This is a genomic window from Sulfobacillus thermotolerans (genome assembly GCF_039623705.1).
GTDB lineage: Bacteria > Bacillota > Sulfobacillia > Sulfobacillales > Sulfobacillaceae > Sulfobacillus > Sulfobacillus thermotolerans.
This window is the reverse complement of record NZ_CP133983.1, coordinates 358213-369210: the sequence shown is the minus strand read 5'-3', so window position 1 is coordinate 369210 and position 10998 is coordinate 358213. Positions and strand designations below refer to the sequence as shown.

Genomic DNA, 10998 nt, shown 5'->3' with positions numbered 1-10998 from the left:
TTTGTGCGTGTACTCATGATTTCCAAAGCCTGCGTTAGTGCAAGCTACCGAACCAAGCTCGAATACCTCAATCAACTAGACAATCAGGTTGAAGTGGGGCTTGTCGTACCACCGGCGTGGGGTTCACTCACTTTCGAACCCCGGCCTCAAGATCATAGCTATCCGCTGTTCATTGCGCCTATCAGACTTAATGGACGCAATCATTTCCATTACTATCCCGAGCTCTTGTCGATTATCCGCCGCTTTCAGCCCGATCTTTTACACATCGATGAGGAACCCTATAGCAGCGTCACCTATCAAGCGGTTCGTATTGCCAAGAGGCTTGACATTCCCTCGATCTTCTTTGCCTGGCAGAATATCTACAAGAACTATCCGTGGCCTTTTTCGTTGATGGAACGAACGGTGTTTCAAACCGCCCGCGGCGCGATAGTCGGCAACCAAGAAGCACAAGACGTCATCCGCCGCAAAGGATTTGACAAACCCGTGTGGATTATTCCCCAATTCGGATGTGATGTGGGTTTGTACCAGCCGCATGATCCAGAGACGGCCAAACGGATCTGGAACCTTGATGGGCAATTCGTTATCAGTTACATGGGTCGGCTCATCGAAGAAAAGGGACTGGATGATCTGTGGATGGCCGCAGCTCCGCTGTTAGCTCAACATCCCCACATGACCCTGTTATTCGTAGGATCTGGACCGTGGCAAGCAACCGGGCAGAAACTGGCACACGAGGCGCATTTAGACAATCAAGTACGCTTTGTGCCCTGGGTCTCAACTGGTGACATGCCCCAAATCTTGAATGGGGTCGACGTGTTGGTTCTGCCCTCGCGAACCACGGCTCGTTGGAAAGAGCAATTCGGACGCATCTTGACCGAAGCCATGGCCACCGAGGTGCCGGTGATCGGGTCGTCTAGTGGAGAAATCCCGCAAGTGATTGGAGACGCTGGGCTGGTTGTGCCGGAGCAGTCTCCCACAGCCTTGGCGGAAGCTCTTCAGACGATTTTTGTTGATGGGGATTTGAGACGAAGCCTAGGAAAGAAAGGCCGCCTGCGCGTTCTGAACCATTTTTCTCAAGAAGTCATTGCGACCAACACCATGGCCGCTTATCATCAGCTATTGTCGTAAAAGGAGGAACCTGTATGAACGTCGCGGTTTTCGGCGCGGGCTACGTCGGTCTCGTCACGGGGGCGGTACTCGCCGAGCTTGGCCACCGCGTGGTCTTAGTGGATGTCAATGAACAAAAAGTCGAGTACATCATGGCAGCCGTCCCCCCCATTTTCGAACAGGGGTTATCAGAATTGCTCACGCGGGTGCGTGGTACCGACCGCCTGCAAGCCACCACCCAAGCCAGCCAAGCTGTCGCATCATCTGAAATCATCTTCATTGCTGTAGGGACACCCCCTCTTGCCGATGGATCTCCGAATCTGGAATATGTGCACCAAGCGGCGTTAGCCATCGGTCAAGGCATGGTATCTGGTGCCTCCTACGTCATTGTCAACAAAGCTACTGTACCCATCGGATCGGCCAACTTGGTTGAATTATGGATTGAAGAGATTTGGACATACGCTACAGTATCGATGGCTCCGCAAGTGGTGCTCACCGATACGAGTTCCCCAAGGAAGCGCGACACTTCGATGGGCATTCGCAAGGAAGCGCGCTTGGGGTATTGGCCGTTAACGAACCAAAATCATGCATTTGAGGAGATACTGACGATGAAAACTGCAATTGTCACCGGCGCAGCCGGCTTTATGGGAAGTCATCTGGTGGACAAGTTGGTCGCTGAAGGGTATTTTGTCGCCGCCATCGATAACTTGTCGACGGGAACTTGGGACAACCTTGAGCAACATGGACCAGAGCATGTGCTTAAACTGACCTGGGATATTACCGAATATCCCGATGAGACCATATTGCCTTTATCCGAGGTCGACGTAGTCATTCATCTGGCCTCCGCGGCGTCCCCCGTCCATTACAGGCGTCTGGCCCTGGAAACTTTGCGCGTCAATTCGATTGGGACCGAAAATGCTTTAAAATTGGCCAAACGATATCATGCACGATTCGTCTTAGGCTCTACCTCAGAGGTCTACGGCGACCCACAAATCTCACCGCAGGTGGAATCCTATTGGGGCCATGTCAACCCCAATGGCGTTCGCGCCTGCTATGATGAAGGAAAACGCTATGGAGAAGCCATTGCGATGGAATATCACCGCCAATTTGGCATTGATCTGCGGATTTTGCGCTTCTTTAATTGCTATGGTCCCCGCATGCAATCTGAAGATGGCCGGGTTGTTCCCAATTTCGTGCGTCAAGCTTTGGAAGGCCAAGCGTTGACGGTCTACGGAGACGGAATGCAAACGCGCAGCTTTTGCTATGTTTCAGACGAAGTGGCCGGAATTTATGCCGCAGCAACCCGCGAAGGGCTAGCCGGAGAAGTCTTTAACATCGGAAATCCTGAAGAGCGCACCATTATGAATTTTGCACAGGCCGTGGCGAAGGCCGGCGGTGTGCCCTTGCACACAGAATTTCGCCCGCTCCCGCCCGATGATCCCACCAATCGTTGTCCCGATATTACCAAAGCGCAGACGTTACTGGGCTGGTCACCTAAGGTGTCCTTGGAAGAAGGCCTCGAAAAAACGTTCGCCTACTTCCGGTCAAAAATCTAACAAGCATCGACCATGACGCGCGCCGCGCCAAGCCAAAAAGCCCCCTTAAGAAAGTTCGGGAACCGAACAAGCGGGAGGGTGTAACAAGGCTTGGCGCACCAGCGAGTCGGTCTCACACAGAGTTTTAAGCAGGTCCTCTAATCCTTGGCCCAAAGCAAACATGGCCGCATTCAGCCGGTAATAAATCCATTGCCCGTGGCGGGTTTCACAAATCAGGCGCGCCTCTTTAAGACGCGCCATATGCCGCGAAATGGCCGGTTGGGAAATTCCAAAAATATCCACCAATTCACAGTTGCAGTACTCTCTTTGGCTCAGTAAGGCCAAGATACGCAGCCGTGTCACGTCGCCTAACGCCTTAAATTGTGCTCCGATTTCTTCCGCTGTCATCATACGCTGCCCGTCCTTTAGTCGTGTTATACCCATACTATTATATAGCACGCCCTTCTGGACAGTAATCATTCTCCTAGCAGAGCAGCCCCTGTGCCAGTTGTTCACCAACTGGGCTGCCCCATCCCGTTACGGCGTTCCAGCCAGGGGTACACTCATAGCCCACCACCCCTGCATAAGAATTGTTGCCCTGCGTAATTGGACGAAAGGCAGGCGTAGGGCCTAACAGGTAAAGACGGGGATTCACATACCCTAACACCGTTCGATTCGCAACGAGGCCTTCTTGCGCAATACGGGCGAACAACGCTGCCCAAATGGGTGACGCGACAGACGTCCCCCCGACGATGGTCCATGCGCCCTGAAAGAGGACGGCATAGCCCGTGTCGGGATCGGCATTAAGAGCCACGTCAGGCACCCCGCGCCCTCTCTTGTAACCGGGTTTGACAGGCAATCGAATTCCTTCTTGGTAGCTGGGTACAGGAAAAATTTGGCTAATCCCTCCACCCGAGGCGCCATTGTTATTCGTATCGGTCCAGCCCGTCTCCTGCGCGATTTGCCCCGCTGCATTGACCACAAGGTGTGTTCCGCCTACGGCAACCACATGCGGGCAATTAGCTGGCGCATCCACATGGCAAATAGGGCGTCCGGGTCCTCGAAGGCCATAGGCCCCTTCATCACCAGAGGCAACAAAGACTGTCATGCCGATAGCCGCGCTATTACGAACCACGCTGTCCCAAGCGTGCATGGTGGCGATAGGAAAGCGGGTTTCACCATCGCCATAACTGATGGACAGAATGTTGGGATGGTTAACCGTGTCATTACGGGCATACTCCAAGGCCTTCAGCACCGACAGTGCAAACGCAGCATCCTGGTTGCCCGCGCTCGCCTCGTAAACCACCAGAGAAGCCCCCGGTGCCATGGCCCCACTCCATTCAATATCCAAGGTCGCTTCCAGATCCCATGAATTGACGCCTCCATCATTGGGTGTGCCATCCACTGAGACAAACGTCAAGGAGAAATTGGCGCAGGGAAAAAACGCACCGCCGCCTCTTTCACGAAGGCATCCCAACCGTAATCCTGCACCAATTCCTCGCGCGTTAAGGGTCTGCCCGACAGCAGCCGAGCCTCAAGGCCTGCTTCATCAGCGGACCTCCATACCATCGCAAACTCGACGGTCCTCTGTGGGTCAAGCCGATCATGATATGAGGCCAATGATTCTCCAGGCACGATATGGCCCGGCACTTCGCGTAAAATCTGTGGCATTTCCACACCCCTCCTCTCTAACCATATTATGCCATGTTAAAGAGGGATGCCCCACGGGGTCAGCCGGAAAATATTTGACGTCATGCATTTAGGGCACAGTACACGCACTTCGATTTCCCCTCGTGAATCGGGAGGCAGGGCATTGGCTAATCCTTCGAGCAATTCGCCTGCTGGCACCAGCTGCTGGCACGTTGGACAGCGTCTTAACGTCACGTCCCACGGTTCTTCTGCTGCGGGCCACACACCAGGTATGTCTTCGGGGGTAATGATGATACTTTGTGCGGTTTGTCCTTGTGCCAAACGCTTAGTAATAGCTACCTGCCCAATTTTCTCCATCAGTGTAATCTCAGAAGAAAAGGGATCGTGACGCGTCATTTGCATCCACAAAGACCGTGGAATAATCATGGACATCAGCACCGTGTCCTCGCCCCGTGATACGGAAAAGACACTCCATGGCCCTTCTGGGGCGTCTCCAATCACATGTAATAGATCAATTTGTATGCTTTCCACGTCCTATCCTCCATCTTGCGCGATGCATTGCTGGTTCATTTTTGAAGAACTGTTTAAACCCATTAGCCTTCAAAAAAGCGCAGGACAGATCCGGCTGGATCTGTCCGCTGCAAGAAATTAATGTGCGCCTTTTTGTTGCAACACAGCTGGTATGGTCTTAACTAAAATCTTAAAGTCCAGTCCCAAAGACCATGAGTCAATATATTCCATATCAAGCTGCATCCACTGATCAAAGTCAATGTCATTGCGCCCCGAAATCTGCCACAAGCAGGTGATACCGGGACGAACCGATAACCTTTTTCGGTAGTCATCTCCATAGCGTTCCACTTCTGTCGGCAAAGCCGGCCGCGGTCCCACAAGGCTCATATGCCCTAACAGCACGTTGACAAGTTGTGGAAGCTCGTCCAAACTTGTCTTTCGCAAAAACTTGCCCATGCGTGTAACCCGTGGATCATTGGGTACTTTAAAGACAGGCCCACTCATGACGTTGAGATGCTCAATTTGCGAACGCAACGCTTCAGCATTCGGCACCATGGTTCGAAACTTGAAGCAGGGAAATTCCCGTCCGTTGAGCCCTACGCGAGATTGAACAAAGAATACGGGACCCGTTGGATCATCGAGCTTAATCAAAATCGCGATGACCGCCATCACCGGGGACACGAGGACCAAGCTGATGGCCGACAATAACACATCCACCAAGCGCTTGGACAGTCTGCGCGCCGTTTGCGGGGACTTAACCCCATTGACGACTAAAACGGAGTTCCCATAGAAATCATACAAGGCCGATTTCGTTGCGTAGGCGCCCACCTCATCCAAAATCATGCGCACTTCCTTACCCTGCTGACGGGCCATCCCAATGGCCGCCATCATGACGTCATCGGCTACAGGCAAGGCTAAGACCACCGTATCGATAACCGTAGAATGCAGTAACTGCCGTAAGGTGTTCAAGGCTTTTTGACCCGCCTCGGCAGACCCCAAAGGAATGAGCAAACGATCTACCACGACCATGCCCGCCTGCGGAACCGTGTCCACGGTTCGTGAAAAAATGCGCACCCGCTTGGGATACCCCATCACCACAAGCCGACGTAAGTCTTTCTTGCCTACCCGCAACCGATTAATGCCGATCTTGGTCACAACGTGGATACCAAATTGCAGGGTAAAAGCGGTCAGGGGCATCAACACAAAAATCAGACGGGAGAACCACGTCGCTTTCATAAAGAAAATAAGCAGGGCCATCGCCAACGTGCTCTCGAGGTTGGACACCATAAGCATTTTCAATTCAGCTGGCAATTGATTCCATCGCCGTGAATAACCATTGAAGTTGAACTTCAGCACGAGCCAATTGAGTGCTAAGAGCACAGGTGAAAAGGAAAAATACAACGTCACGAGCTGCACGGTCGTCACATCAGGGTTGATCCACGTCAGATACACATGTACCGCCAGCAAGTAAGCCAAAAAGGCTGCCCCAGTATCAACCAGAACGGCCAGCTCATCCCATCTATTGGTCCAGTGTTTGAACACATTCACACCCCATTTTGAATACCAATATTATAGCAGGTATCATGGCGGTGAAAACCACCGAATTTTGGGAGCGAATGCTCTACTGGATCTGTAACTGAAAAGGATTGGGTGCGGAGTGGGCATTGGGAACCACCTCAATCCATGTTTGCCCCGGAACAAACCGAGCCAGCTGGCCGTTCGCATCATAATACTGCGTAGGCTGGCCCGAGCCCGCATTTTTCCATGTTCCTCGCTCGATTTTGTCTCCTAAAATTAATAATGCCGGGCCTGATCCGTGCGTTTGAATTTGAATCCATCCGGTCCCTGCCGGATCCGGAAGATATTCTTCCTTCGTATATTGAATGACAATGTTGGAGGCCACGACCGGTTGATGGCTATTCAGTCCCATGACTTGGGTATATTGATTGTCAGGACATTCCGGACACTTCACCCACCTGGTCCACCCCCGCCGTGATCCATCCCAGCGCCACTGCTCGATCGTGTTATGCGTATTCCATGTCAGGGTAATGGTCTGATCCTTCGGTGCAGCCGATCCTGGGGGCCCGCCGAACAGCCAATGAGGTGTGACAGGAGGATTGCCCCAATTTTGTTGGGCCATGGCCGCAGCTTGCGGAATCGAGACAAATAAGTTATGAGGCGCTGGCCGATTCGGCGAGCGGTATCCTAAACCGTAAGCATTGGCATCAACATCTAAGTTATGTATTTGATCTTTCTGAATGGAGACGTAGCCGGGATCGGACGCCCCAGCATGAACATAGGCAGCTTGCGGCCACCCGTGGACCCAACTCACGAAATAGGGCCGTGCTGACCTTACCGGCCCGACTTTATTGGGCTCATGGCCATAAAATAGTAGCAAGTAACGCGAGTAATAGAAAAACTCGGTATAAGCTTCATAGACCACGTCCGCTGATTCTAGTCCGTACTGAGGCCTACCATACTCGGTGTTTTCGACCATAATCGCCACCAAAGGCCCATGATCCGGTTCAGGAAGACCGGTAAGTGGGTCATCCCCTTTGGTAAATGTCGTGCGCGATGCCGCCTGCGCCTGCGGCGAAACGTGTTTGACGGGTGCCGTCGTTTTCACCGCGCCACACCCCGTCAACACGGCTGCGCCGATTGCGACAGATGCTATGTGTCTTGTTTTGACCATCATTAACCTCCGTATACCATGCGCGTCTAGTTTATGCCCGGTTCACATACAGTGTGGATAGGGAATGTGCACCGTCCCCGCCTGTCTTTCTCTCATGATACACTAAGGTGACACGCACTAGGTGCCAAATAACCCCTTTTTCAAGGAGGCTCTTTTTCATGGACGACGTCGTGATCATTGGCGCAGGGCCAGCTGGCTCTACCGCTGCTAGACTTTTAGCCCAGCAAGGATTTCATGTACAGGTCCTCGAACAATCCGCTTTTCCCCGTGTCAAACCGTGTGGAGGAGCCATTACATCTCGCGCTGTCGATTTGTTGCCTCAAGGTTTTTTCCAGCAAGTCCGCTCAGCCCCTACCCAATGGACGTTTCGCGGACGCACGGGAGCTCGCACCATTACGACCAAGACGCCTTATTGCTATACTGTCGAACGCCGCTCGTTCGATTCTTGGCTCGCTGAAAAGGCTCAAGATGCTGGTGCCCGCTTTGCCTTCGAGGAAAAGGTCACGAGCATCCACGAGGAGGACGGCTATTATACGGCCACAACCGCCCAAGGGCACAGATTTCAAGCGCCTTGGCTGATTGGAGCCGATGGCGCAAAAGGGGTCAGCGCCCGCTTTTTGGGCATTCCCCGTCCTCATCATGGAGCGGCTATTGAAGCAGAAGTGCCTGTCACTGGCGAACAATTTGCCGCGTGGCAACACCGTGTGGAAATTGATGTGACCCGCTACCCATGGGGCTATGCCTGGGTCATCCCTAAAGACGGAATCTTGAACATTGGAGTCGGGTCATTTAAAGCCGGTAAACTGCCTCCTTTAAAATCGTTAATGGGCCAGTACCTCCATCAGATTGTGCCGAATCCCCCAAAGGACGTCCCCATGCTCGCGCACCCTTTACCGTACCGAACCCGATATACGCCCTTAGCCACCACCCATGCCCTTCTCATTGGCGATGCCGCTGGCCTTATGGACAGCTTTTCCGCCGAAGGGATTTATTCGGCGTTGGCCAGCGCCCACATCGCCGCCAACACCGTTAGCCAAGCCCTTCGCCACAATATTCCCGACACATTGCCTTATGCGCACGCCATCCGGGAACAATTTTGGACGCAATTGCGGCCCGCGGTTAAAATGTCGCACTTGTTTTATCCCCTTGCCGGATTTTGGGCCGATTGGTTTGTCGGTCACACCCAGTTGTTAGAGGAATATCTACGCGTCACACAAGGGCAATCCACCTATGATGCGCTTCTACGCCAAACCGAAGCCACATTGTTGCACCAATTGCATCTGCGCCCTTTAAGCCGTTAAGGGCCACGCTCCCGCATAAAATCACAGGCCTTTAAAGGGAGAGCCTCTTGCGGAAATCGATGTCAAACAATCGTTTCGGTCACCCTTTAGCGTTGGGCTTCTTTTTCACGAAAATAATGCCATGTGGCTTCTAATCCGTCCGTCAGGGGGGTAATGGGCTCAAAACCCCATAGTTTGGCCTTGTGTTGGGATAGCAAGCTATCTGTAATGTCGCCCGGACGTTTAGCCCCCACCCGGTAACTCTGTGCCGAAACCCCTGCGGCTCTTGCCAGCATCTCAAACAACGCACGCACCGAAGTACGCGTTTGGGTGCTGACGTTGTAGACCGACACAGGCCCTGGGTCGGCGAGACGATGCAAAAACGCACGGGCCACGTCCCCTACATACACGAAATCGCGCGTTTGCTCGCCATCCCCATGGATTTCCACGGTTTCGTTACGGGCTAAAGCTTCACAAAAAACAGCGACGACGCCGCCTTCGCCTTGGGTGCGTTGCCGTGGGCCGTACACGTTGGCCAAACGAAAAATAATGGCTTGCATGTGATTGAGATCCGCAAAATGCTTGACATACTGCTCAGCCGTATATTTGGACCATCCATAAAAACTGATGGGCCAAGCAGGGCCGTCTTCTCTAAGCGGCAGTTGGTCAACGTTCCCATAGACCGCTGCCGACGATGCCGTGCGAAATTGCGACGCGCCCAATGTCTTTGCTACCGCTAGCATACGCAAGGTCCCTTCCAAATTAAGGCGCAAATCGGTTAGCGGATCGCTTTCCGACGCCGCCACGCTAATTTGCGCAGCTAAATGGATGACCGCGTCCACTGACCCCACTTGATCCACCCAAGACTCCGGCGACAAAATGTCCCCATAGACAAAGCGTGCGCCCGCAGGAACATTTTCACGCGTGCCATGACTAAGATTATCGATCACCACAACCTCATGCCCCATCTCAAGCGCCTGAACATTAATATGCGAGCCAATAAAGCCCGCACCTCCCGTTACAAGAATTCGCATCGTCTTCACTCCTATTTTGAAAACATCACCCGTTTAGGGGACAAGACGTTGGTATAAGCGATCATATTGCCGGGCGACTGTTTCCCAATTGAAGTCTTCGGCTCGAGCGCGGCCCCGTGCGGCCATTTTCTGCGCAAGGGCTGGAGTATCCAACACTTTATTAATGGTCTGCACCCACGCATCGACGTCTTGCGGAGGCACAAGCAGGCCAGAATCTCCTACCACCTCGGACACGGCCGGCGTAGACCCTGCCACCACAGGAACTCCCATAGCCAATGCTTGCGCTGGAGGCATGCCAAACCCTTCATAGGTGGAAGGAAATACGAAGAGATCAGCCGTCTGGTAAAGGGCCACGACTTCCTGCCGAGTGAGGTAGGGCGTTGTCACGACCCTTTCTTGCAAATGCAAATCGGCTATCTGATGCTGAATGGTCAGGTCCGTTTCCGCTCCAATCAATACCAATTCTCCTCCCGTATGGCGGGCAAAAACCTGTTGGCAAGCCTTAAGAAGCGTGGAGACATTTTTTCTGGGATCATAGCCGCCTATATAAAGCAGCCGTGGATGGCGCACAGGACGGTACCGGGATGACAACCGTTCCATTTGCTCAACGGGCACGGGTCGAAAAAAATCCGGGTGCACCCCATTGGGAATGACAGTAACTCGGGCGGTCAGTTCGGGGAAGAGTTCAGCAATGTCTTGGGCAGTCGCTCGCGAAATGGCCACAATCTGACTGGCATGCGGCAAGTATTTTCGAATTTGCCCAAAGTACAAGCGTTCTTTCCACCTGGCATGATAGGCGGAAAGACGGTACGGAATCACATCATGCACCGTCACGACGGTCGGTATCGACAAGGCTACTGGTGGATACATCATGTAGGGAATGTGAAGGAGATCGACATCCTGTGGCGTTTTGATAATACTCACATTTTCCCACCACAATTTTTCCCATAAAGGCCTTTTAGGACGAGACGCCAACCCAAGACATGGTTGGTCCGGCAATAACGCCTGGCCCCGGCGTCCGACTCCCACCACACCCGTTCCCAGGCGGCTTAGCCCCCATATCAGGCCTTCGACATACTCTTCCGTCCCCGTCCGGCATTGTTCAATAATGGACACGTCCATGGCAATCTTCATACCAATCGGTCAAAATCCCCTCTACGCATCGTTTCGGCTATCATACCGCATCATGAGCG

At 53.0% G+C, this 10998-nt stretch carries 11 protein-coding genes; 3 read left to right on the top strand and 8 right to left on the bottom strand.

The window, feature by feature from the left end; translation table 11 throughout:
- Positions 1-3 precede the first annotated feature (3 nt).
- Both ORD20_RS01740 and ORD20_RS01735 read left to right on the top strand, forming a co-directional pair.
- Positions 4-1125: a glycosyltransferase family 4 protein gene (locus ORD20_RS01740; protein ID WP_103375719.1), complete on the top strand. Its 1122-nt coding sequence runs from the start codon at positions 4-6 to the stop codon at positions 1123-1125.
- A gap of 14 nt (positions 1126-1139) precedes the next feature.
- Positions 1140-2660: an NAD-dependent epimerase/dehydratase family protein gene (locus tag ORD20_RS01735; RefSeq protein ID WP_430626457.1), complete on the top strand. Its 1521-nt coding sequence runs from the start codon at positions 1140-1142 to the stop codon at positions 2658-2660.
- A gap of 45 nt (positions 2661-2705) precedes the next feature.
- Here the strand turns inward: ORD20_RS01735 and ORD20_RS01730 are convergent, their stop codons facing one another.
- The 6 genes from ORD20_RS01730 to ORD20_RS01705 form a co-directional block, all read right to left on the bottom strand.
- Positions 2706-3050, bottom strand: a complete 345-nt coding sequence (locus ORD20_RS01730) for an ArsR/SmtB family transcription factor (protein ID WP_103375716.1) — start codon at positions 3048-3050, stop codon at positions 2706-2708.
- A gap of 73 nt (positions 3051-3123) precedes the next feature.
- On the bottom strand, positions 3124-4044 hold the full coding sequence (locus ORD20_RS01725) for a S53 family peptidase (RefSeq protein ID WP_430626456.1): 921 nt from the start codon (positions 4042-4044) through the stop codon (positions 3124-3126).
- Positions 4045-4055: 11 nt separating this feature from the next.
- On the bottom strand, positions 4056-4310 hold the full coding sequence (locus ORD20_RS01720; RefSeq protein WP_430626455.1) for a hypothetical protein: 255 nt from the start codon (positions 4308-4310) through the stop codon (positions 4056-4058).
- Positions 4311-4346: 36 nt separating this feature from the next.
- Positions 4347-4820: a hypothetical protein gene (locus tag ORD20_RS01715; protein ID WP_242968542.1), complete on the bottom strand. Its 474-nt coding sequence runs from the start codon at positions 4818-4820 to the stop codon at positions 4347-4349.
- 117 nt (positions 4821-4937) lie between these two features.
- The gene (locus ORD20_RS01710) at positions 4938-6341 is read right to left on the bottom strand and encodes a sugar transferase (RefSeq protein WP_103375714.1); all 1404 of its coding nucleotides are present in this window, start codon (positions 6339-6341) and stop codon (positions 4938-4940) included.
- A gap of 79 nt (positions 6342-6420) precedes the next feature.
- Positions 6421-7494 (bottom strand): DUF3048 domain-containing protein, encoded by a 1074-nt coding sequence (locus ORD20_RS01705; protein ID WP_242968541.1) that lies wholly within the window; start codon positions 7492-7494, stop codon positions 6421-6423.
- Between the two features lie 155 nt (positions 7495-7649).
- Here ORD20_RS01705 and ORD20_RS01700 point away from each other — a divergent pair, with 155 nt between their 5' ends.
- Complete coding sequence (locus tag ORD20_RS01700) at positions 7650-8792, top strand: geranylgeranyl reductase family protein (RefSeq protein ID WP_103375712.1); 1143 nt, start codon at positions 7650-7652, stop codon at positions 8790-8792.
- Between the two features lie 86 nt (positions 8793-8878).
- Here the strand turns inward: ORD20_RS01700 and ORD20_RS01695 are convergent, their stop codons facing one another.
- Positions 8879-9805, bottom strand: a complete 927-nt coding sequence (locus ORD20_RS01695) for an NAD-dependent epimerase/dehydratase family protein (RefSeq protein WP_103375711.1) — start codon at positions 9803-9805, stop codon at positions 8879-8881.
- Between the two features lie 33 nt (positions 9806-9838).
- Positions 9839-10939, bottom strand: a complete 1101-nt coding sequence (locus ORD20_RS01690) for a glycosyltransferase family 4 protein (protein WP_103375710.1) — start codon at positions 10937-10939, stop codon at positions 9839-9841.
- Positions 10940-10998: the final 59 nt, after the last annotated feature.

What these genes read in the sequence shown, in the direction of transcription:
- ORD20_RS01735 (WP_430626457.1), top strand. Translation starts at nt 1,140, where the DNA reads ATGAACGTCGCGGTTTTCGGCGCGGGCTACGTCGGTCTCGTCACGGGG.
- ORD20_RS01730 (WP_103375716.1), bottom strand. Translation starts at nt 3,050, where the DNA reads ATGATGACAGCGGAAGAAATCGGAGCACAATTTAAGGCGTTAGGCGAC.
- ORD20_RS01720 (WP_430626455.1), bottom strand. Translation starts at nt 4,310, where the DNA reads ATGCCACAGATTTTACGCGAAGTGCCGGGCCATATCGTGCCTGGAGAA.
- ORD20_RS01705 (WP_242968541.1), bottom strand. Translation starts at nt 7,494, where the DNA reads ATGATGGTCAAAACAAGACACATAGCATCTGTCGCAATCGGCGCAGCC.
- ORD20_RS01700 (WP_103375712.1), top strand. Translation starts at nt 7,650, where the DNA reads ATGGACGACGTCGTGATCATTGGCGCAGGGCCAGCTGGCTCTACCGCT.
- ORD20_RS01695 (WP_103375711.1), bottom strand. Translation starts at nt 9,805, where the DNA reads ATGCGAATTCTTGTAACGGGAGGTGCGGGCTTTATTGGCTCGCATATT.
- ORD20_RS01690 (WP_103375710.1), bottom strand. Translation starts at nt 10,939, where the DNA reads ATGAAGATTGCCATGGACGTGTCCATTATTGAACAATGCCGGACGGGG.